Annotated in this window: 22 protein-coding genes; 15 read left to right on the forward strand and 7 right to left on the reverse strand. The window is 39.7% G+C overall.

The window, feature by feature from the left end; all coding sequences use genetic code 11:
* Positions 1-283: 283 nt before the first annotated feature.
* Positions 284-679, reverse strand: a complete 396-nt coding sequence (locus MLE14_RS12105; protein WP_243298638.1) for a secondary thiamine-phosphate synthase enzyme YjbQ — start codon at positions 677-679, stop codon at positions 284-286.
* A gap of 76 nt (positions 680-755) precedes the next feature.
* Entirely contained in the window at positions 756-1,538 is a 783-nt protein-coding gene (locus MLE14_RS12110; RefSeq protein ID WP_243298639.1) for an arginase family protein, read from the reverse strand.
* Positions 1,539-1,752: 214 nt separating this feature from the next.
* Between MLE14_RS12110 and MLE14_RS12115 the strand changes: the two genes are divergently transcribed.
* From MLE14_RS12115 to MLE14_RS12150, 8 genes are all read left to right on the forward strand, one after another.
* Positions 1,753-2,514, forward strand: coding sequence for an SDR family NAD(P)-dependent oxidoreductase (locus MLE14_RS12115; RefSeq protein WP_243298640.1), 762 nt, complete (start codon positions 1,753-1,755; stop codon positions 2,512-2,514).
* 243 nt (positions 2,515-2,757) lie between these two features.
* A complete protein-coding gene (locus tag MLE14_RS12120; RefSeq protein WP_243298641.1) occupies positions 2,758-3,420 on the forward strand; it encodes a hypothetical protein in 663 nt (220 codons plus the stop codon).
* A 45-nt stretch (positions 3,421-3,465) separates the two neighbouring features.
* Positions 3,466-5,505 carry a sensor histidine kinase gene (locus MLE14_RS12125; protein WP_243298642.1) on the forward strand — a complete coding sequence of 680 codons (2,040 nt, stop codon included), beginning with the start codon at positions 3,466-3,468 and terminating at the stop codon, positions 5,503-5,505.
* Positions 5,477-6,124 carry a response regulator transcription factor gene (locus tag MLE14_RS12130; RefSeq protein WP_243298643.1) on the forward strand — a complete coding sequence of 216 codons (648 nt, stop codon included), beginning with the start codon at positions 5,477-5,479 and terminating at the stop codon, positions 6,122-6,124. The genes MLE14_RS12125 and MLE14_RS12130 overlap by 29 nt, the downstream gene beginning before the upstream one ends.
* A gap of 197 nt (positions 6,125-6,321) precedes the next feature.
* The gene (locus MLE14_RS12135; protein WP_243298644.1) at positions 6,322-7,050 is read left to right on the forward strand and encodes a MurR/RpiR family transcriptional regulator; all 729 of its coding nucleotides are present in this window, start codon (positions 6,322-6,324) and stop codon (positions 7,048-7,050) included.
* 132 nt (positions 7,051-7,182) lie between these two features.
* Complete coding sequence (gene mngA, locus MLE14_RS12140; RefSeq protein WP_243298645.1) at positions 7,183-9,126, forward strand: PTS 2-O-a-mannosyl-D-glycerate transporter subunit IIABC; 1,944 nt, start codon at positions 7,183-7,185, stop codon at positions 9,124-9,126.
* Positions 9,127-9,151: 25 nt separating this feature from the next.
* Positions 9,152-11,761 carry a mannosylglycerate hydrolase gene (gene mngB / locus MLE14_RS12145; RefSeq protein ID WP_243298646.1) on the forward strand — a complete coding sequence of 870 codons (2,610 nt, stop codon included), beginning with the start codon at positions 9,152-9,154 and terminating at the stop codon, positions 11,759-11,761.
* 67 nt (positions 11,762-11,828) lie between these two features.
* Positions 11,829-12,965 (forward strand): glycerate kinase, encoded by a 1,137-nt coding sequence (locus tag MLE14_RS12150; RefSeq protein WP_313897761.1) that lies wholly within the window; start codon positions 11,829-11,831, stop codon positions 12,963-12,965.
* Positions 12,966-13,036: 71 nt separating this feature from the next.
* Here the strand turns inward: MLE14_RS12150 and MLE14_RS12155 are convergent, their stop codons facing one another.
* On the reverse strand, positions 13,037-13,324 hold the full coding sequence (locus tag MLE14_RS12155) for a YxcD family protein (RefSeq protein WP_243298648.1): 288 nt from the start codon (positions 13,322-13,324) through the stop codon (positions 13,037-13,039).
* A complete protein-coding gene (locus MLE14_RS12160; RefSeq protein ID WP_243298649.1) occupies positions 13,312-13,752 on the reverse strand; it encodes a hypothetical protein in 441 nt (146 codons plus the stop codon). The genes MLE14_RS12155 and MLE14_RS12160 overlap by 13 nt, the downstream gene beginning before the upstream one ends.
* Positions 13,753-14,458: 706 nt before the next feature.
* Between MLE14_RS12160 and MLE14_RS12165 the strand changes: the two genes are divergently transcribed.
* The 4 genes from MLE14_RS12165 (at position 14,459) to MLE14_RS12180 (ending at position 16,373) form a co-directional block, all read left to right on the forward strand.
* Positions 14,459-14,623, forward strand: a complete 165-nt coding sequence (locus tag MLE14_RS12165) for an FbpB family small basic protein (protein WP_243298650.1) — start codon at positions 14,459-14,461, stop codon at positions 14,621-14,623.
* Positions 14,620-15,012, forward strand: coding sequence for a sporulation protein (locus MLE14_RS12170; protein ID WP_243298651.1), 393 nt, complete (start codon positions 14,620-14,622; stop codon positions 15,010-15,012). Before MLE14_RS12165 ends, MLE14_RS12170 begins: the two co-directional genes overlap by 4 nt.
* A 131-nt stretch (positions 15,013-15,143) precedes the next feature.
* The gene (locus tag MLE14_RS12175) at positions 15,144-15,347 is read left to right on the forward strand and encodes a YkvA family protein (protein ID WP_313897759.1); all 204 of its coding nucleotides are present in this window, start codon (positions 15,144-15,146) and stop codon (positions 15,345-15,347) included.
* A gap of 84 nt (positions 15,348-15,431) precedes the next feature.
* Positions 15,432-16,373 (forward strand): nucleoside hydrolase, encoded by a 942-nt coding sequence (locus tag MLE14_RS12180; RefSeq protein WP_243298653.1) that lies wholly within the window; start codon positions 15,432-15,434, stop codon positions 16,371-16,373.
* 429 nt (positions 16,374-16,802) lie between these two features.
* On the opposite strand, the gene MLE14_RS12185 is transcribed toward MLE14_RS12180, so the two are convergent.
* Together MLE14_RS12185 and MLE14_RS12190 are read right to left on the reverse strand one after the other, a co-directional pair.
* On the reverse strand, positions 16,803-17,699 hold the full coding sequence (locus tag MLE14_RS12185) for a diacylglycerol/lipid kinase family protein (protein WP_313897760.1): 897 nt from the start codon (positions 17,697-17,699) through the stop codon (positions 16,803-16,805).
* Positions 17,700-17,768: 69 nt separating this feature from the next.
* Positions 17,769-18,659, reverse strand: a complete 891-nt coding sequence (locus MLE14_RS12190; protein WP_243298655.1) for a diacylglycerol/lipid kinase family protein — start codon at positions 18,657-18,659, stop codon at positions 17,769-17,771.
* Positions 18,660-18,847: 188 nt separating this feature from the next.
* Between MLE14_RS12190 and MLE14_RS12195 the strand changes: the two genes are divergently transcribed.
* From MLE14_RS12195 to lgt, 3 genes are read left to right on the forward strand one after another with little or no spacing between them, the layout of a single operon-like run.
* Positions 18,848-20,068 carry a zinc-dependent alcohol dehydrogenase gene (locus tag MLE14_RS12195; RefSeq protein WP_243298656.1) on the forward strand — a complete coding sequence of 407 codons (1,221 nt, stop codon included), beginning with the start codon at positions 18,848-18,850 and terminating at the stop codon, positions 20,066-20,068.
* 43 nt (positions 20,069-20,111) lie between these two features.
* The gene (locus tag MLE14_RS12200) at positions 20,112-21,200 is read left to right on the forward strand and encodes a class II aldolase/adducin family protein (RefSeq protein WP_243298657.1); all 1,089 of its coding nucleotides are present in this window, start codon (positions 20,112-20,114) and stop codon (positions 21,198-21,200) included.
* Positions 21,201-21,249: 49 nt separating this feature from the next.
* Complete coding sequence (gene lgt / locus MLE14_RS12205) at positions 21,250-22,068, forward strand: prolipoprotein diacylglyceryl transferase (RefSeq protein WP_243298658.1); 819 nt, start codon at positions 21,250-21,252, stop codon at positions 22,066-22,068.
* A 72-nt stretch (positions 22,069-22,140) separates the two neighbouring features.
* Here the strand turns inward: lgt and MLE14_RS12210 are convergent, their stop codons facing one another.
* Positions 22,141-23,013, reverse strand: a complete 873-nt coding sequence (locus tag MLE14_RS12210; RefSeq protein ID WP_243298659.1) for a TetR/AcrR family transcriptional regulator — start codon at positions 23,011-23,013, stop codon at positions 22,141-22,143.
* Positions 23,014-23,129 lie beyond the last annotated feature (116 nt).

A 23,129-nucleotide genomic window follows, 5' to 3' on the forward strand; every position in this document is an offset into this window, starting at 1 on the left:
TCATATACACGTAACTCCATTTCTTTTGTCTTGTTTCTAGACAATTCAAGTATAAAAGAATTGGATGTCTACGTGTTTTTTTATGAATAAAAAGTTGTGTTCAAACCCCAACAAATATTATAGAGCCATTATTATAAGATTAAATAAAATTCCGCAGTCACATTGGCTGCGGAATTTTATTTTGGAGATGGGTCACAAGGACAGTAATGGTCAATAGTACGGAAGAAAAGTTTTTGATAAACGAAATGAAGGAAAAATTCGATAAAGAAATCGAATCGGTCCTTTATAAAATCTTGACATAAAAACTCCGTGTTCTTGGGCCGTCAAATTCACAAAAGTAGATACCCTGCCACGTTCCAATCAGCAGTCGTCCTTCATTTATAATTACATACTGGGAGGAACCGACCGTACTAGCTTTCATATGTGCAGCTGTATTTCCTTCCATATGCCGATCTAATTTATGATGCCAAGGATACACTTCATCGAATCGGCGGATCATGTCGCGTTTGACATCAGGATCTGCGTTTTCATTAATGGTGATGCCTGCTGTGGTATGGGGGCAATAGATGATTACTGCGCCATCCTTTATTTTGTTTTCTGTAATGAATGCCTGTATTTGTTCAGTAACATCGATCATTTGGTCCCGTTCGTTTGTTTTTAAAGTAAATGATTTGAGCATAGCCGGCCATCCTTTTATTGTTTATTATTTATTTTACTTAATTTTAAGAAGGCTGTAAAAATAGAGGAGCTGATTGTCAGGCTCCTTTTGTATGTGTTTCATTGGCATTTAAGCAGGTTTGTAAAAGCTGGAGGTTGGCTTTTTGATTTTTTTGAATAATAGACTGATAGGTTGGCTGTAAGGATTCAATAGGAGATAGTCGAAGTTCGCCGCAAATATCAACACCTTCAACTTGTTTAGACATCAGGAATGATTTCAGCATTTGGGTCAAGGTATGAATGCCCATTACACCTTGGTCCCAGTTTGTTTGGACTTCACCTTTATGCAGAACGTCTTTATCAATGCTAACATACACATGATTTGTAGGTATACTTGAAAGAATTAACGGAAGTGAGTAATGATGGACACCATCAAACGGAAAGATCACGGTGCGAGAGTGTGTGGAGTTCTGTGCTAAAGCAACAGTTGGACCAATGATTACAACTTGCTGTAATAAAAGTATATTGGAAAGAGCATAGGAAACCCAGGAGCCGCATGAGAGCATTTCATCATGATCTTGGTTCGTCCTGAGGTCAGGATGATTATCAAATAATACGAGAGTAAAAGGTTTTGAGATTTCTTTAAGCAGTAAATAGGTTACATAATGATAGTTTCCGCTTCCAATCAGGGTGATTCCTTTCTGTCGCCTTTTTTGAAGCCGCATTTGCAGGGTTTGCAGGGTTTCTTCTTCGCAAAATAAATTGACATGCTCTAAATGCCGAAAATCCAGTCTTTCATGAGGATAGTGCTGAAGCTTTGTTTGTGCTAAATACGTTTCGTCAAAATCTATGATGGTTATTCCACTGTTGATTAACCCCATATTCTTTCAACTCCCAAACCGTATTTAAATTATTCAAACATTTACATAATTTTAACATACAATTTGGAATGTGGGAGAAATAATGCTTATACTTTACTAAGAAACGTCCTGAGGCGCACGAGCTTAGGGTAATACCTGCGGCATTGTTTTGTGTAGATCTTCGGGTAAACCTTGTATGCACCGATATTTGCAGAATGAATGGAGGCTTTTGTAAATGGATTTGCAATTAAGAGGGAAGAAGGTTTTGGTCACGGGTGGTTCGAAGGGAATTGGGAAAGCAATTGCTCAAGTGTTTGTTCAAGAGGGAGCAGATGTAGGGATTGCAGCTCGTGATTTAGCTGTTCTTGAACAAGCGAAGGAGGAACTGGGCGGTAGAGTTTCAATTTTTCAAGCCGATTTGACGATTTCGGATGAAAGAGAAAGGTTAATCGAGTCCTTCATCAAAGAGAAGGGAGCGATTGATGTCCTTATTAACAACGCAGGCGGCAGTAATGGCGGAAAAGTAACGGAAACATCCATGGATTTATTTTACAAGGCATTGGAACTTAATTATTTTTCAGCGGTTCATTTAAGTAAGCTAGCGGTCGAACATATGAGAAAGGCTCAGAAAGGTGCTATTATACATATTTCATCGATATATGGCAGAGAAAGCGGGGGTAAAGCAACCTATAATAATGCGAAATCCGCTTTAATCAGTTTTACAAAGGCTCTTGCAGACGAAGTGGCAGCAGATGGTATCCGGGTGAATAGTGTTGCGCCAGGCAGTATCCTTCATGAAACGGGTAACTGGAAGAAACGGATCGAAGAGAATCCGGAAAAAATGAAGCAATTCGTGAAAAATGAAATACCAGCTGGCCGGTTTGGTACTCCAGAAGAAGTAGCTAATGTTGTGGCTTTTCTCGCATCTGAAAAAGCTTCTTGGATTGTTGGGGCCAGTATCAATGTTGACGGCGGGCAATCACGGATGAACTTTTAAAAGCTTTTCGTATCAAGGAATCATTGAAGTATTAGAACCTATATTAGGTCTGCAAGGCATAAGAAGGAAATAAAAATGAAGTAGAGAAATACTACTAGGAAGATTTCGGGGTAGAAATCATTTTTTAATTGCTCCCAGGACTAAAGATAGGACTCGGCATAGGAGTTGCTCCCTTGTGGCAGTACGGAGCCCTTTTCTAGAATGAATGGCGAGAATATATCTTTATAAAAAGGAGCGATTTTTGTGCAAACTCATTCTTTACCTCGTAGCTTCACAGTTGTTTTTGGAGGTGTCTGTTTCTTTCTCACTGCAATCTTGCAGATTGTGTCCTTATTTGGGCCACCGTTAGCAGGTGATATTGCGTTTCTAGACTGGGTTTTGGAACGACCAGGCTATACGCTGTTTTTTACTTTTTTAGTGTTAGGCTTTTCTCTTTTTAATGTGCCAGCCTTGCTAGGTGCTACTCATTTGGTAAAGGGCCGTGGAGAAAAACTGGTATACATTGGATCAATTATGGCTTTAATTGGAAATTTCTTTTTTACGATCCTAGTAACAGAGGCGCTGATCCAGCGCGGTATGGCGATCTTAGAAAGGGAACCAATGGTCTCACTCCTGCAGTGGATATTTGAAGCACCGGTCTATATTGTGCCACACATGTTATTCTTCTTACTTTTCTACGTTGGCTTGCTATTGCTGACAATTGGTTTATTTCGTGCCCGTGTCGCGTCAAAGTGGTTGATTGTAGCGGGAATTGTTCAAATCTTAGCTGGATTCTTGGAACTGGGACCTGCTCAAGCCTATGTTCAGTCGGCAGTATCCCTGGCTTTGTTTGGAGGAATTGGGTGGGTATTGGTAAGAAAACCGGCAGAACAAGATACGATGGTTACAGTTCAAAAAACAATTTAAAGCTATTCGAGTCTATGTAAAGAAAACGAAAAAGGGGGTGCTGTCATGCAGCGAAACGTATTAATAGTGTCTCAGATTTCTGCTATTTTCATAGTTTTCGCTGCTTCAGCACTCTTTGTTCTAAATTCGCCGGTGCTTTATGGAGAGCTTCATCAAGTCTGTGATTCATGTGCAATAACAGACTCTATCGAAAGAGAACTAATGATGTTGGGCTGGTCTGTAAGTGGTTATGGACTGTACCTGCTAATTTTATCTATATCATTTGCATGTGGCAGCCTTATTCTAGGAATCTTGATTTTTCAAAAACGTCCCAAGGATCCAATGGCGCTTCTAGTATCAGTTTGTCTTGCTATTTTTGGATTAACTGTTACAGTCTCCGATTCATTCTATGCAGCTTATCCATTTCTCTCCAATTTCTCGAAAATCATTCATTTTATTGCCATTTTACTTATGGGGGCAGTAATTTGCTATTTCCCCGACTTCCGGTCTACACCAAGATGGAATCATTTCCTCGCAGGCACCTATCTTTTGGTAGAAATAATGGGTCATTTTTTCATCGTGAATCGACAAAAATTTATTTTTCCTGATTTGTATCATCCCTTGGAGTGGACCATTCTCCTTACAATGGGAGTAAGTCAAATCTATCGGTACCGACGTCTTTCTACTCCTATACAGCGCCAGCAGATTAAGCTGCCCATCTATGCTTTTACAATGACGGTGTTATTGGTGATTCTTTCTGTCCAAATTCCATTAGATCGTCTTTGGGGAAATCTTGTGGGACAGACATTATATTTTATTGGGCTGTCACTTATTCCTCTATCCTTTGGAATTGCAATCATTCGCTACAGGCTTTGGACTATCGACTATTTGATAAATAGGACGATTCTCTATGGTATCTTGGCAGGTATTTTATTGACAATCTACGGTAGTGTCATTTTTGTGTTTGGTTCTACCTTTCAAGCAGAGGGAACGACCTTTGCTGCTTTGATGGGTACGATTGCTGTTGCAATTTTAGTCCAGCCGCTTCATCATCGATTGCAGAAGTTAGTTAACCGGTTCATGTACGGGGACAGGCAGGACCCCTATGCCGCTTTAGTACGATTGGGAAATCGTCTTGAGAATACTACAACCTCAGAGCTGGTTTTAGATGCAATTGTAACTTCCGTCCGAGATGCTCTCCATTTGTATTATGTCGCACTAATTTGGCCAGGCGGGGAGGTTGCAGCGGCAAGCGGTATCCCTCAGGAAGGTACAAAGCGTTTGGACGTTGTGTATCAGGGCGAGAGGGTAGCGGAGCTCATCTTTGCAGCGAAGGAACAAGATGACGGATGGCCGGATGCGGATCAGCAAATTTTGAATGATCTGTGCCGACAGGCGGGTGCTGTTATTCATGCTGTCCGACTTACTCAAGAACTGCAGCGTTCACGCCAGACTCTTGTAACGACACGTGAAGATGAAAGGCGTAGGTTAAGAAGGGATCTGCATGACGGGTTAGGTCCTGAAATTGCTGCCTTCTCTTTTCGGGTTGCAACCGCTCGTCATCTGCTCCGGACTGATCCGGATCAAGCCGATCAAATCCTAAGTGAACTCCAGCTTGATATTCGAAGTGCAGTAGATCTCATCCGTCGGCTCGCTTATAATCTCCGTCCACCCGTGCTAGATGAATACGGACTAGAAGAGGCTATGAGAGAACTTGTTCGGGTAAATAAAGGGGCAGACCTAGAGATTAAGCTGCATATTCCTTCACCGTTACCAGGGCTGGATGCAGCGGTTGAGGTGGCTGCTTACAGAATTGTTCAGGAGGGTCTGGCGAATGCGGTCAGACATGCCCGAGCAACTCAAGTACAACTTAACCTGACGATGGAGAAAGAAAAGATAATTGTAACAATAACGGACAATGGAGTAGGTTTACCACAAGTATCCCGTCCAGGAGTTGGCCTTACTTCGATGCGAGAACGAACAGAAGAACTTGGGGGTACCTTTACAATAATGAACCGAAAAGAGGGAGGCACCTCGATTCGAGCAGAAATTCCTAACTATGACAGAGGTGAACAAAATGCCGCAAGTACGCGTCCTGCTGGCTGATGACCATCCAACCTTTCGAGCAGGGCTGGTTGCTTTATTACAAACTGATTCAAGCGTAACCGTTGCCGGTGAGGCTGGCTCTGGAGATGAAGTAATTGCAATGGCAGAAGACTTAAAACCAGATATCATTATAATGGATATCCAAATGCCGAGCTGTAATGGGATAGAGGCGATTCGGCGCATTCTTCAAAAGGATCCGCAGGTGCGTATCCTCGTGATGACGATGTTCGAGGATGACCATACCGTGACAGCAGCGATGCGGGCAGGGGCACGCGGGTATATTTTAAAAGGGGCACTCCCCGATGAAATTATCCGTGCGATTCGGGCAGTTGCAGCGGGGGAGGCGATTTTTAGCCAGACCATTACCATCCGTTTTATCGAATATTTCGATCAAATCCGTCCAGGTGTACGTGAAGGCGACCTGATGATGCTTACTATTAGGGAGCGGGAAGTGCTTGATTTGATTGCAAGAGGCTATCGTAATGCAGAAATTGCAGAAACGCTTGTCCTTAGTCCAAGTACGGTCCGCAATCACATTACCAACATCTTAAGTAAACTTCAGGTGGCTGATCGCGCGGCGGCGATTCAAAAGGCTAGGGACGCTGGATTAGGAAAATGATACTTTATAAAAATAACAATTTTTATAAATGAGTAAAATAAACATACCTAAACACAAGACTTGAATAATTCTTTTTCAAATTTAAACAAACGATTGATTAAGAGTCACCACAAACTTCATTATTGTACACAAATTTTTTCTTATTTTAAAATAGCCGTAACAAGGTTGTACATTTCAAAGGATCAAGGTGCTGAATTATGTTATTTGAAGAACGCGTCCGGAAATTCGAATATAAATTAAATGATACAGATGATCAGATTATTGAATACATCATCAAAAATAAAGAGAAAGCTGTTACTTTGTCTATTCAGCATTTAGCAGCTCAATTATATACGGTACCAAATACGATTACGAGACTTTCGAAAAAGCTTGGGTATGATGGATTTTCTCATATGAAAAATAGCTTAAAGGAGGAGCTTCATAATCAGGAAGAGGCTGAAGAGGACAGTCTCTCCTTTTTGGTACATAAAACGATAGGATTATTGGATCAGGATAAACTTGCACTTATTACTAAAATGATTCAAGAGGCCGATCATGTCTTATTTTTTGCTGTAGGCGATACATCACCATTATGTGATGTCATGGTGAAAAATCTTAAGATTGTCGGAAAATCATCTGCTTTTTATATGCATCGGCATGATATGGTTCATGAAATAAATAAGCTAAATTCCGATGATGTCCTTTTCTTAATTAGTTTATCAGGCGAAACATCGCAGGTTTTAGATATGGCTAAGTTAGCAAAGGAAAAGGGAGTACGATTAATTTCTCTTACCCACTTTGATCGAAACTCCCTCCAGCAAATGGCTGATGTCAATTTATATTGTTACTCTCCAAGAAAAACATTAAACGGTTATAATATCACAGATAAAACCCCTGCCATGATTGTTTTGCGGGTGTTGTCGGAATATATGTGGGACTCTTTCTAGGGTGTGTATAAATACACATGAAAGCGTTTTTACATGTAAATTACTGTGTAAAAATAAGAAGAATTCGGGCTTCTTATTTTTTTTTGTTAAGATGGGGTCAAGTTCTTTTCAAGCTATAAAGGGGGTTACAACATGTTATTAAAACATCTTACATCACCAGCCCTTATTCATACAAAGCAATCATTTTCTAAAAAGGAGGAAGTGATTCGCTTTTTAGTTCAAAAGCTGGGTGAGGAAGGTAAAATTTCATCGGAAGATGAGTTTTATCAGGCTGTATTGGATAGAGAAGCCATTTCTCCTACAGGGTTTGAGGGTGGCCTTGCGATTCCGCACGGTAAATCTTCTGCAGTAAGGGAAGCCGCTTTTGCTGTGGCTACGCTTTCAAAGCCGATCGGCACATGGGAGAGCATTGACCCAAATAATCAAGTCGAATTAGTTATTTTGTTAGCGATTCCAAAAGAAGAAGAGGGTTCAACTCATCTTTCATTATTATCAGAGCTTGTTACAAGATTATCGAATAAATCCTATAAAAACAATCTTTTACAGGCACAGACCAGTAAAGAATTATTCGAGAGTTTGGATCCTATACAACAAGTCGATGAAGAAGCAGAAAAACCAAATTCAGTAAAACTTGATAAGACCGTTCTGGCAGTCACTGCTTGTGCGGCAGGGATTGCTCACACTTATATGGCTGCTGAAGCACTTCAGAAAGCTGCGAAGGAATTAGGTGTGGATATTTTTGTTGAAAAACAAGGGGCAAACGGAATTGAAAACAGGCATTCAAAGGAGCTTCTTAAAGAAGCGGACGTTGTCATTTTTGCAACAGATGTAGCAGTAAAAGATGAGAACCGATACAATCACCTGCCCAAGCTGAAAACATCCGTTGCTGCTCCTATTAAAGATGCCAAAAGAGTTTTACAGGATGCCTTACAAAAAGCAGAGAATTCATCTAAAACTGAATTTCTCGATACAGCAGATTTTTCTAATGAACCAGACCGTAATTCCATTAAAACTGAACTAAAGGATTCGATTTTAACGGGTATTTCTCATATCATTCCTGTAATCGTGGCAGGGGGAATGACATTAGCAGCTGCTGTCTTTATCTCACAAGCGTTTGGTCTTCAGGACTTATATGCTGAAGAAGGATCGTGGTTATGGTTATTAAGACAACTCGGCGGAACCTTGCTCGGTACATTAATGGTTCCAATTCTTGCAGCATATATGGCGTACTCGATTGCCGATAAACCTGCATTAGGACCAGGTTTTGCAGCAGGGGTTGCCGCCAACTTAATTGGCAGCGGTTTCCTGGGGGCGATGTTAGGCGGTATTTTAGCCGGTTATTTCTTAAAATTCTTAAAAAACAAAGTAAAGCCAATCGGTACTTTTGCAGGGTTTATTAGTTTTTGGCTGTACCCGGTAGTTGGAACCCTGGTTGTTGGTTCTATCATGTTGTTCGTTATAGGGGAACCATTGGCAGCCTTGAACAGCGGATTAATTCAGTGGCTAGAAGGAATGTCTGGCGCCAATGCCATCATTTTAGGTGCAATTCTGGGAGCCATGGTGTCCTTCGACCTCGGAGGTCCAGTTAATAAAGCTGCCTACACGTTTTGTATTGGGGCAATGGCGAGCGGAAATATCGTACCATATGCTGCTTTCGCATCTGTCAAAATGGTATCAGCGTTTTCCGTAACAGGAGCAACTATAATTGGTAAAAAATATTTTACTCAGCAGGAACAAGAAGTTGGTAAGCAAACCTGGCTATTAGGATTAGCTGGTATTACAGAAGGTGCAATTCCATTTGCAATTAACGATCCATTGCGCGTTATCCCTTCATTTATAGCGGGGTCTGCTGTAACGGGCGCGATCGTAGCTTTCTTTGACATCGGTCTGAATGTTCCAGGTGCCGGTATCTTTTCATTAGCGTTAGTACAGGGACAGCCGTTAGTAATTGCTGCTGGCATTTGGCTGGGAGCTGCATTGCTGGGGGCCTTTATCTCGATGGTATTGCTTATTGTAACTAGAAAACAAAAGCTCAATAAAGAGCAAAAAAATAAAGAGCTAGTAAAGTCAGCATAAGAACTCACAAAAGCGGGGAGATATAATGAAAAAAGTTCATATTGTTCCGCACATGCATTGGGACAGAGAATGGTATTTCTCGACGGAAGAATCTCGTATTTTATTAGTTAACAATATGGAAGAAATCTTAGATATGTTAGAGAATAATCCAGATTACCCTAACTATGTATTAGATGGACAAACATCCATTTTAGAAGATTATTTTGCCGTAAAACCAGAGAACAGAGAAAGAGTTAAAAAGCTTGTTCAAGAGGGCCGTCTTATTATAGGACCATGGTATACGCAGACTGATGAGATGGTGGTTGGCGGAGAGTCAATTGTCCGTAATCTGTTATATGGAATCAAAAACAGCGAAGAATTTGGCCCTTATATGCAAATTGGCTATCTGCCTGACTCATTTGGGCAATCGGCGCAAATGCCAATGATTTTAAACGGATTTGATATTAAGTATTCCATCTTTTGGCGTGGCACGTCAGAACGTCATGGAACCGATAAAACAGAATTTTATTGGGAAACGGATGATGGATCTAAAGTTCTCGTTCAATTGTTTCCGTTAGGGTATGCAATCGGCAAATACTTGCCAGAGGATGAGGAAGCACTTCAGCAACGGATTGATAAATATTTTACGGTGCTGGACAGAGGAGCCACTACCGAGAATATTATTTTACCTAACGGTCACGACCAAATGCCGATTCAAAAAAATATTTTCACGATTATGGAAAAACTCCGAAAACTGTATCCGGACCGTGAATTCTTCTTAAGCAAGTATGAGAATGTATTTGCTGAACTTGAAAAACAGGAAGGTCTTGCGACACTTTCAGGTGAATTTTTAGATGGCAAATATATGCGAGTCCATCGCAGTATTTACTCCACTCGTATGGATATCAAGGCAGCTAATGCCAGAATCGAGAACAAGATTACAAATATTTTAGAGCCCCTGGCATCTATCGCTTACAGCTTAGGTTTTGAATATCATCATGGCTTAATTGAACTGATCTGGAAGGAAATTATGAAAAACCATGCTCATGACAGTATTGGCTGCTGCTGCTCGGATAAAGTTCACCGTGAAATTTGCAATCGTTTCTTCCTTGCAGAGGAAAGAGTGGATCAGCTAATCAAGTTTTATAAAAGAAAAATAGTAGATTCCATGAATACAGAGTGGAATTATGACCGGCTAACTGCCTTTAATTTACTTCCGTATGAGCGTAATGAGGTCGTGACGACAGAGGTTATCTCAAAATTCACGTCATTTAAGCTGATTGATGAAAATGCTGAGGAAGTTGAATTTGAGATTCTTGGAAGTGAAATCATGGATCCAGGACTGATAGACAGGCAGATTGTTCATTACGGCAACTACGATCCATTCATTAAATATACAATCCAGCTAAGGGATACACTTCCAAGCATGGGGTATAAAACGTATTTTGTAGCAGAAAGCGATCATGAAGTCAATCAGTCAGCAGCCGAAACGGAAAAAGTAGACACTGATTTTTATGAAATTACCGTTAATCCAAATGGAACTTTAAATATTTTTGATAAGCAAACCAAACAAAGGTTTAACCAGGTTCTTTTACTGGAAAATGGCGGCGACGACGGAGACGAATATGATTTTTCTCCATTACCAAACGAAACATTGATATATAGTGATCAGGTACAGGCAACTGTAGACGTAACGCAAAATCAATATGAAGCAATTATGGATATTGAATACAGACTTAGTGTTCCGTCTGATTTGGAAAAAAGAAAAGCAGGAATAATGGATGGATTTGTAGATGTTCGTCTTGTGGTGAAGGTACCGAATCATAAACCGATGATTGAAGTAAAAATAGAAGTTGATAACCAGGCGAAGGATCATCGTTTACGGGCATTAATCCCGACGAATATTGCCTCTGCATTCTCTATTTCCGACAACCAATTTGGTTCAATTAAACGAAAAGTTCTGGATGAAGCAATGGAGGTTTGGGAGCAAGAGAATTGGGATGAGCGTCCAGACTCGATTTATCCAATGTTAAGTTATGTCGGTCTATCCAACGACACATATGGTGTGAGTGTCCTTACCAACAGTACAAGAGAATACGAAATCGTTGGAGAAAGGTTTGATACGATTGCGATTACTCTTTTCAGAAGTATCGGCTACCTTGGTAAAGAAGAGATGCTGCGCCGACCCGGACGTCCATCTGGAATCAAACTGGCTACGCCTGATTCGCAAATGATTGGAAAACTGGAATTAGACTTTGCCATAACCACTCATCCAGGGTCTGCTCTAGAGGCCAATGTGGCTCGTGTCGCAAAAGAGTATCTCACACCGGTGGAAACGTATAATAAGATCCCATATGATGCAATGAAACTAAATCAAGCGAAAATGAAAACGCCACTGACATACAGCTTGTTGGAAGAAGCCGGGCCCAATGTTGTTCTAAGTACACTGAAAAAGGCTGAAAAAGCCAATCAGTTTGTTCTGCGTTTCTACAATCCTACAGATACTGAAAAAACGGCAGCCTTTAAGTTCAATCGTGAAATGGGCCAAGCCTATCTTGCAAACTTGAATGAAAAAGTGGCTGAAGAGCTAGACGTTCACAAAAATTCAGTCCAGACTATTGTAAAAACCAACCAAGTCAAGTCGATTTTGTTTTAAAATAAAGAAAAAGGCACGAAGCTAGTGTCTTTTTCTTTTATCGTGTCAGGAGGTTTATCAGTTGAAGGTGCTCATCGCAATAGATTCGTTTAAAGGTAGTCTGTCTTCTGTTGATTCCGGTGAAGCAATCAGCTTGGGGATTAAAGAAGTGTATGATGATGCGGAAATTGTCATCATTCCAATCGCTGATGGCGGAGAGGGAACGGTTGAAGCTCTTGTTCAGGCAACTCAAGGGAAATACGTAGAAAAAGAAGTAATTGGCCCATTAGGCAGACCGGTTCAAGCAGTTTATGGAATATTAGGAAATGGCACAACAGCTGTGATTGAAGTTGCGGCTGCATGCGGACTTCCGCTTGTTCCAGTAAATGAACGGAATCCTTATTACACAACTACTTATGGAGTTGGACAATTAATCCTGCATGCAATCGAAAAAGGTTGCCGCGACTTTATTGTTGGTTTGGGCGGAAGTGCCACTAATGATGCAGGGGTCGGTATGCTTCAGGCATTGGGATTTTCTTTCATTGATGATGATGAAAAGGAAATCGGATATGGCGGACTTGAATTACAAAAAATCCGCAAGATTGATTTAACCGGTGTTCATAAAGAATTGAAAAACTGTACGTTTAAGGCAGCATCTGATGTAACTAATCCCCTATCTGGCGAAAATGGGGCTGCCTATATATATGGACCTCAAAAAGGGGCCACTCCAGAAATGGTACAAGTGTTAGATAAAGGTCTTGCTCATTTTGCTAACCTGACTTTAGCTCAGTTAGGCAAAGATATTCAGCACATTTCGGGGGCAGGAGCTGCCGGAGGACTAGGTGCTGCCTTTGCCGGATTCCTAAATGCAGAGATTCATTCAGGAATAGATGTATTATTCGAAACCGTTGGTATGAAAGAAAAAATGGCAGGGGTCGACCTGGTCATAACGGGTGAAGGAAAGCTTGATGGTCAAACTTCCATGGGGAAAGCACCATTAGGAGTCGCTCAACTGGCTTCGCAATTTAATATTCCTGTTATAGCACTAGCTGGAGGTGTAACAAAGGAGGCTTCCATTCTGAACCAGCGGGGGATTACGTCATTCTTTTCGATCACCAATGGCCCTCTTTCTCTAGAAGAAGCTATGGATCCTGTGAATGCATTTGAGAATATGAGGATGATGACTGAACAGCTTTTCCGACTGATTAAAGGGATAAAGGCATAGGATTTCTTGATAAAGTTTTCCTGATAAAAAATCAACACTGCCATCTGACAGTGTTGATTTTTTTTAACCATTTATTTAATGACTGCGATAATCCCCTCGATATCATCCAGCACTAGCTCAATCCCAGCAAAAGGGTCTCGGTGTAAAAACTCATCCAGCCACAAACGCAGAGCCTCAATAATGTTTTTCGTAATCAAGACCTGCTTTCTGTCATGAACATAGGCTTCTGCGGAAAAGCCATAGTCATCATCATACATGAGCTCGACTTCCACCTCTTCTGGTTTCACTTGCTTTTTTCGGGCTATATACACGCATAGGGCATTAATAATATCCTGTTCAGAGATGATTAGCTTCTCCATGAATTTTCTTCCTCTTTTTTACGTTTGTTCTTGAAGAAGGACAATATACCTCGGATTAAAGCAATCACCAAAACGATCGCCATAATATTAACGAATAAGCCAAGCATATAACCTAATACTCCCATGTTGGCAAATAGACTGCCAAATAAGAGTCCAGCAATTCCACCTAGCATCAAGCCTTTCATAAGACCGCCAGTCATAAATCCGCCTGTTTTATTGGCAGTGGCAGATTTATTAATGGTTGAATGATCGGCTTTGTTTTGGAAACTTGATTGATTCGTTGTGCTGCTGTTATTGAAGTTAAAGCCCTTCTTACCTGATTTATAAGATTTGGCTTCTACTGTGGTTATGTGGTCTGGGAAAACAAAGTGACTAACGGGTGCAAAGATAAGCGCTGCCGTTAGTAATGCTGATAATATTTTTTTCATAATTGCATTCCTCTCCTGTATATATAGTAGTATGTCTAATAGTTGTATAAAATTGTGCTAGTAAACTACTTCACATCACCTTCCCAATCTTCTTACTATTTACGGTACAGTATGTAAAAGGTTTCATTATTTTAATAAAATAGTAGCAGCCAATTTTTGGAGTTTGAGACAATAAAAAAACTTAGCGGAACTGCTGTCTGTAATAAATCCGATTCCGCCATACCACTGGTGATATAGGACATAATCGCCTCTATTTGCCGAAAAACATACAATAATTGCTCGGTTCGGGGGATGAAAATTTAGAAGGTAGTTACTTCTATAATGGTATTACAATATAAATTACAGTAAAAGATAACAGCTTTGTTCGGAATGAAGTTATTTTTAAAAAACGCACAAATAAATCCTGTCACAAAACGGTCACCAGAGGATATAGGAGATTACGTAAATACGATTTGACAAAAGTGAGAGCATCTTTTATAGTAAAAGTATCAAATGGAATAAGTTCTCCTAAAGGGGAGTAGCTTTTACAACAGAGTCGTCAGTTCGGAGGGTATCCAATCTCCCGGCTTTGTTGGCAACTAATCGTTGTTAGCAAGACCTTTGCCTATTAGGTAAAGGTCTTTATTGTTTTTACAAAACCTTTACCGGATTCGGTAAAGGTTTTTTTCGTTTCAAGCCGATAATGTAATAAAAGGAGAGATAAACGATGAGAAAACCAAAAGTAGACTTTTTAGAATTAGTTAGAAAAAACAAAGAAGATTTACTGAGAGATAAAGAACAAATCGAAAAAATCGAGGAACGAATTGAAGAAAGACAAGTACACAGTGAAAAAAGGAAATATGAAAATTTTGGGGCAGGAGGAGCTATATGATACTTAGAAAATATATGTCTCTTTTAGGGATAGGTTCAGCCCAGATTGACCTAATCCTCGAAAATGAAACGTATAAACCTGGCGAGGAGGTAAAGGGATATTTTTTGATTAAGGGAGGGACCGTTGTCCAAAAATTAAAGCGAATTGAGTGTGATTTGATCAGGGGGGATTTGAAAGGAGAAACCGAAGAAACCATTGAAACGAAGACGATATTAACATCTAAGAATATTCAGTGTGAAACCGCGGAGCGAATCCCGTTTCGCTTTCTGCTCCCAGAATCAATTCAAGTATCGTCAGGTACAATAAGCTACCATTTTAGAACAAGATTAGTTTTTGAAAAGGGAATAGAAAGCAAGGACTTGGATGTGATTCGGATTGTTGGAAAATAATAATGAAGGTGCGGGATCTGCTTTTTAGCAGATCCATGCCCTAAAAAGGTGATGACATGACAAGATTTTTAAGAAGAATGAAATTTGTCTTTACTTTTTGGAAGTCACTTCCGTTTATAGGGGAGTTCTTTTTGTCAAAGGAAGTGGAGACGAAGAAAAAAGTAATGAGTCTTGCGCTGATTTTAGGCTATGCCCTCTTTCCCTTTGACTTAATTCCAGACTTTTTGGTTTTGTTTGGAATCATTGATGATACGGTGATTATTGCCTTTATAATTGAAAGGATGATAAAGTGGGCTCCTGATTCACTTAAAGAAAAATATCGTTTAGAAAAGTGATCTTAATTTATGAGGTTACTTATTACGGGATTTTCGTTTACTATTAAAATAGGTTAATCATCATAGGAAAGATTGGGGATCTAAATGACAAAAAAGGTTTATTTCAACCATGATGGCGGGGTCGATGATCTCGTTTCGTTATTTCTTTTATTAAAAATGGATAGTGTTGAACTGACTGGTGTGTCAGTCATTCCTGCTGATTGCTACTTAGAGCCGGCCGTATATGCAAGCCGTAAAATCATAGACCGCTTTGGTAATGGCATAGGGCTTGACGTGGCAGAGTCTAATTCACGCGGTAAAAATCCGTTTCCCAAGGATTGGCGCATGCATGCTTTTTTTGTAGATGCTCTTCCGATTTTAAATGAGTCTGGAAAGGTTGTTACTACAGTGGCCGACCAGCCAGCTCACTTACATATGATTGAGAAAATCCAATCATCAGATGAAAAAACAACCCTTCTGTTTACAGGTCCGCTTACGGATTTAGCGCGAGCATTGGATGCAGCTCCAGATATCGAAGAAAAAATAGAACGGCTTGTCTGGATGGGTGGAACCTTCCGGGAAGCGGGGAATGTGGAAGAACCTGAACATGATGGAACAGCTGAGTGGAATGCGTTTTGGGACCCGGAAGCGGTTGGACGTGTCTGGGAAAGTAAGATTGAGATAGATTTAGTCGCATTAGAAAGTACAAACAAGGTGCCGTTAACGCTGGATGTCCGGAAACGTTGGGCTGCTGAACGAAAACATCTGGGTGTCGATTTTCTCGGGCAATGCTACGCTATGGTACCGCCTCTTGTCCATTTTGCTACGAACTCAACCTACTACCTGTGGGATGTATTAACGACAGCGTTCGTAGGAAACAGGGATTTAGTAAAAGTGGAAAGACTCTATAGCAAGGTGATTACAGACGGACCTAGCCAAGGCCGAACCGTGGAAGCTGCTGACGGCAGACCAGTTAATTTAGTGTATGATGTCAACCGAGATGCTTTTTTCGATTATATAACGGATTTAGCTAAAAAGGAGTCTTGATTGACATGAATTGGCCCGTTAATTGTTCTATTCAAAAATTAAATGAACGTTTGTTTAATGATTGAGTATATCTTGTAAAACATAGAAGAAGCACTTCTCCGTTAGCGGGCAGTGCTTCTTTTTAGATTTATGTATACATGTTTCATTCATTTTATTTATGAATCTTTGGATAAAATACCGCAATTTGTGACACACTTTTCTGAAACAGGACATTTCAAATGGTGACAGCACCGGAAAGGAGATCTATAACATCATGATTGAATTCATTAAAGGTATCATTGAAAAAATTAATGAATTGATCGTCGAGTTAGTTGAATTTGATTATGAAGAGGCTTATGAAGAAATGCTGAAGAGGAAGTAATTTACTTTTTACAAAATGAGGCACCCCTTTTTATGACAATCATAAAAAGGGGTCCTTTTATTTAGTGCTTACATTACATGCAATGCACTTGGTTCAATTTTAATTTGGACAGGGGTCTGCCCGATCATTTCCCCGTCTCCATGGATCATCAATGGGGATGGGGATTCAATTGTTATTTCTTTACCTCTTATAATTTTTATAAAAGGAGAGGTTGTATGATTTCCTTTAAAAGCTAATGGAAAGACCCTCAAAAATTCAAGTTTGGACATGCCTTGGACAATGCAAATGTCAAACAATCCGTCATTGTTTTTAGCCTCTGGGCAAATGGCAATTCCACCGCCATAAAAAGGAAAATTAGCAACGGCAATTAACCATACTTTCGGGATTTTGTATAATTTTTTGTCAACCATTAATGAGATATCTGCAGGTCTATATTTTAATAAAACATTTAGTGCACTAAAGATGTATGAGATTTGCCCCAATCTTACGTAATTTAGCCATTTTTTATATATGGAAGCGTTTGTTTTTTGAGCCACTTCTCCGTCAAATCCGATTCCTGCCACAGTACAAAAATAAGTGGAATTTACTAATCCGATATCGATCACTTTTGGTTCTCCATTTAAAATACGTTCAAGGGCTTCATCATGTTTTAAAGGCACATATAGTCCTCTTGAAAAATCATTTCCAGACCCAGCCGGAATAATTCCTAAAGGAATATTGGTATTTACAAGTCCATTGATGACTTCCTGAACGGTGCCGTCACCGCCTACTGCCACGATTGCCGTCACATTTTCCTGAAATTTCAGTTCCCGAACCAATAAAGTCGCGTGTTTAGGTTTCTCTGTAAAAAAAACACGGTAGCTGACGTCCTTATTCTGAAGTAATTTTTCTATTTTCGACCAAATTTTGAGTGCTCTTCCATTCCCAGAAACTTTATTAACAATGAAATGATACAAAGAACTCACCTATTCTTGTATTTTTAGCAAAATTATAGCCGACTTCATTTATGATTATACAGGGCGGTACAAGCTGTTTTAGCTAAAAACAGTAAGATGCTGAGGTATAACGGTAAAATCCAGATTATTTGCAAAGGCTTGTTCCCCATCGAGGTTAAGTGCAATCGGCTCTGGAAATGTGAAGCTGCCCGTTTTTATTTTTGTAAACCGAATCATGGATGGGTGCTCAGCTATGTTGAGCATAATGGCAAGTAAAGAAAAAAACAGGTGAAGCCGATTGGATTTTTTTATGGTGAGAAGATGAAAAGAACCATCATTATCGGTTGAATTCTTAATAAGGCGCTCAAATGGCCCGACAGAGTTTCCATTCATGATTAAAAATAAAGCAACGTCTGAGATGACTTCATCAGGCGAAATTTCAATTGATATCGCAGCTGATTGTTTTGTTAGCAAAAATGTTTTTAAAAAATAAAGACCATATGCTAATTCGCCAAAACTAGATTTTAGAGCAGGGGATGTTTTATAGGTGATATCAGCGAGCCATCCTGCTGCTGCAATATTGGCAAAGTATCTATTTCCAATTTTTCCGATGTCTATTGGTTTAGTTTGGCCCCTCTCGATTATGGAAAGAGCTTCCGTATTGGAAGAAGCACCGATATATTTGGCAAATTCGTTGCTGGTTCCAAATGGAAATACCCCTATAGGCGGTCTATATTCTTCATCCGCGATCAATTGGAGCGTTTGGTTTACAGTGCCGTCACCACCAGCAATAAATATGGCATCCCATTTACATTTGCATGCTTTTTTTATTGTATGATCCGCACTTTTGACGCTTGTTGGCTGAACGATGTCTAATTGGTACCCCATTTCTGAAAGTTTTTTTAAAAGTATGGGAAAGTCTTTATGAGTCCCTTTTTTTCCTGAAAACGCGTTATAAACCATCAATGCCTGTTTGCTTTTTGTACCCATATAAAATCCTCCGGCCTGCAAGATACTCTCTCACTCAAATTTATAACTCTCATACTATTTTTCTTTCTATGCGCTCACATCTATTCATTTCATGTGAATATTGTTTCCATATTTATGTAATTAGTGAATAAAACGGAAAGACTCAGGGAAAATTAAACCTAAATTGGTAAAGAAACTAGGTGACTTTAGTGAAAGCTTTACAATTCGATTTTAAAATGCCGCGCTATATTTCCAGCAAATTGATCGGCAGATTAATCCCTTCTGTGTATTGGGATTCCAGATTTTCCTGCTTGCAATTTCGGAACCAGGCAGAGCCTGAACTTCCGAATGAGGATTGGGTAAAAGTAAAGGTCAAATTTGGAGGGATTTGCGGCAGTGATCTAAACCTCATTTTTTTAAAAGATAGTCCTGCCACTTCACCATTTGTTTCATTCCCGTTTACAATCGGTCATGAAATTGTAGGGGAAATTGCAGAAACTGGATCAAACGTTACTCATTTCAATCGGGGGGATCGAGTGGTGATAGACCCGATTTTGTCATGTATATCAAGAGGAATTGAACAACCATGCCCCGCATGTTTAGAGGGTAATTTTAGCCTATGTATTCATAAACATAAGGGGAACCTCTCACCAGGATTATTAATTGGGACATGCCGCGATACAGGGGGAGGCTGGAGTTCCTGTTTAGTAGCCCATAAAAGCCAGGTCTTTAAACTCCCTGATCATGTAAATGATTTAAACGGTGTGATGGTTGAGCCATTTAGCTGTGCTTTACACAGTGTTTTAAGAAATCCTCCTAATCATAATGACACTGTTTTAGTCATAGGAGGGGGAGTGATTGGGATATGTGTGATTGCCGCAATTCGGGCACTGGATATTCCATGCAAAATTGTTGCATTGGTAAAACATCCTTTTCAAGCCGAGATGGCCGCAGGTTACGGTGCAGACGATATCGTTTATCTGCAAAAGAACTATGTTGATTCCTTAGCGAAAGCTCTGAATGGCCAGGTATTAAAACCGCTTTTTGGTCCGGAGGTTATTCAGGGAGGTGCAGATCTTGTTTTTGAGTGTGTAGGGAGAAAACAGAGTATTAATGATGCACTTCGGTTTTCCAGAAGTGGAGGCAAAATTGTTTTATTAGGACTGGCTAGCATAATGGATGGGATTGATTGGACGACTGTATGGCTGAACGAATTAGATGTTAAAGGCTGCTTTGCTTATAGCACCGAGATGTTCAAGGGGAGGAGAGTACGAACGTTTGATATTGCAATTGAGCTAATGCGTGATGGCAAGGTTGATCTTGCACCATTAGTGACCCACCGTTTTCCGCTAGAGGATTATCGAAGTGCTCTAGATACTGCTTTTAATAAGAAAAATGGTGCAGCAATTAAGGTGGTTTTTGAACCCTAACTACAACTAAGATTTTTTAAATCAAAGTAAGGAGGACATGATGATGAAGAACTTTACAATAACAGGTGCGGAAAAATCACCTTTTCTTACATGGTATACGGAAGGATTAAAGGACAAATTCTCTTCTCAAGGGTATGAATTTTCTGAGGAGCCGATTGATGATATTAGAATTGTATTCAATGTCATTAACCATGAAAACCCTAGACCTTTCCGCAGAAAAGCGCAAGCGACTTTTGTCATTTCTATATTGGAGAATAATGAAGAACCGGAAAATATATTTGAAGCAGCTTATCCGTATTTAGTCAGATCGCTAGCCAATCATTTAGTTTTTATCGTAAATACCGATGAGCAAACGGATGTTTATTTTATTACACCTGAACAGGGATTTTATAAATTAAGCTATGAAAATGAAGATGAAGAAGAATTTTTTCAAAAGATTTATGAAAGATTAGAACCGGTTGCCTCATCTCAATTAGTGATTGACAATGACTTTGTCGAAGATTTGGATCAAGAATTATGGAGTGGTAATGAAATAACAGAAAAAATGTATGTGGCAGGTAAAAAATTAGACCAAATGAACTTGCTGCCTGCTCCTTTTCCGCTCGATAAATATCTATCACCTCGCGATATGCGTCAGTTAAAAAAATTATACGGGATTGGGGGCTTGAGCTACGGGAATCTAAGCAGCCGGCACGATGAAAGCCGCTTCTGGATGAGTGCCAGCGGATGTAACAAGGCAAATTTACGCATAATTGGCCAGGATATTTTACATATCAAAGGATTTAATTCAAAGAAAAATGCAATGGAAATTAGAGTTCCGCCAAGTATTACTCCAAGAAGGGCATCGGTTGATGCAATCGAACATTGGATGATTTATAAAGAACATCCAAATGTAGGGGCAATCGTCCATATCCATGCCTGGATGGATGGGGTGGAAGCAACGGAAATTAACTATCCATGCGGAACTATTCAATTAGCAGAAACAGTGGCGGAACTCGTTCGGCGTGCTGAAGACCCATCTCGGGCAGTCATTGGGCTTAAAAATCACGGTCTTACCATTACAGGCAGGGATTTAGATGATATTTTCGAACGAATTGAAGGGCAGGTCATTCCTCAAGTACCAATGGCGTAATAGCTCTTGACTGAAACACTAAAAATTAAAATGTAAAAGGGGTCTTAGTATGGAAAATAACATTCAGCCAATCAATCGGGTTGCCATTGAACTTGGCGGGATTGAGATATACTGGTACGGTGTTATTATTATTTCAGGGGCCATTCTGGGTCTATGGCTGGCCATACGTGAAAGTGAACGGCGAGATCTTCCAAAAGATACATTTGTTGATCTTGTCCTATTTTTAGCGCCGGTTTGCTTTATATTTGCACGCCTTTATTACGTGATGTTTAAATGGGAATATTATGCCGAACATCCCCTTGAGATTTTTGCTGTCCGGGAAGGCGGGCTGGCCATGCATGGCGTACTAACGGGTGCAGTCTTAACGATTATAGTGTTTGCTAAGGTTCGTAAAATTTCGTTTTGGAAATTAGTTGATATTTTAGCTCCAAGCCTGATCTTGGCTCAAGCTATTGGGCGCTGGGGAAATTTTATTAATCAGGAAGCTCATGGGGGGCCAGTAACAAGAGAATTTCTCGAAAATTTGTATTTACCGGATTTTATCATTAATCAGATGTACATAAATGGGATGTATTATCATCCTACATTCTTATATGAGTCCATTTGGAATTTTGTGGGGTTTATTGTTCTCATGTCTTTACGACGGGTCAATTTAAGACGCGGTGAGTTATTTTTGACTTATATTATGTATTACTCAGTCGGGCGTTTTTTTATCGAAGGAATGAGAACCGACAGCTTAATGCTCACTGATAGTTTGCGGATTGCCCAGGTCGTTTCTATTGTTTTAATCTTAGTTTCTGTGCTTACGATCTGGTACCGGCGTAAAAAAGGGTATGCGAATATGCGCTATTTAGATAAGAGCATGTAAAAGGGTGGTGCCAGGCACCACCCTTTTTTTCTAGTTGTATATTTAAAAATTTGATTAATCGGCTGGTATAATCTAAACTAATTCTTCAAGCTTTTGCAAATTTTGAGTCCATTTCAGAGATGGGGGATGGATTGCTTTTAATGATAAAAACGCACTTTCGACTAGGAAACGGCGGGGTTCCTTTGCGTGAAGGGTTTCACTTTGGATGAAATCAAGCAGTGCTTTGAATTTAGCTTGATCTTCGTGATTTACCAGCTCTTCTTTTAATAAAGAAACGGTTCGGACAATTTCTTCATGGGATACATGCTTATGTGCCGCGCTTTCGGGAAACCATTGTTCTAATAGCTCAGGAGGAAATAATTGCTCTCCCTTCTCAGATACATCGTTTACCATGCTCACCAGCCGCGCTACACTGTAACGGACAACTTCGGTTATACTCTCATGTGGTCTTCGTGCAAAGGTATGGTGCTTAAGATTTTCGAATAAAAAGCCTTTAAACATAATCGCACAATCGAATAGGTAGGGTTTCTTGCTTTCCCCGAAGATATCAATAAACCGTTGATATAACCATTGCAGCATCTTTAAATGTCCGCGTTTGATAAACTCTTTTAATTCTTCATCTGGTATAAAAATTACTTCTTCAAACAGATTCACTAATTTATTTGTTCGATTTGACCTGAGCTGGAGGACAATCTGTTTAATAAAGATTTCAATATCTCCTGGATCTTGACCGATCAATAATTCATTTCTCTCTTTCTCCATCTTTTTGTAGACAGAATGAAAAATTGCGATTAATAATTCGTTTTTAGATGAAAAATAATTATAAAATGTCCCCTTTGAAATTCCGCTGTATTCTAAAATATCCTGAATGGATGTGGCTTGAAATCCTTTCTCAATAAATAGTTGATGTGCTTTATTAATCACATGCTGTTTTCGGTCATTCATTATAATCACCTTTACCTTTAAATGTACTAGCAGTACAAATAGTATAATACATTATTATTAGAGTAGATACAAACGTTGATATAATGGGATATTTTTTGATTGCACATTTTGTACTC

The sequence above is a fragment of the Bacillus litorisediminis genome (genome assembly GCF_022808645.1).
GTDB classification, from domain to species: domain Bacteria; phylum Bacillota; class Bacilli; order Bacillales; family JC228; genus Bacillus_BF; species Bacillus_BF litorisediminis.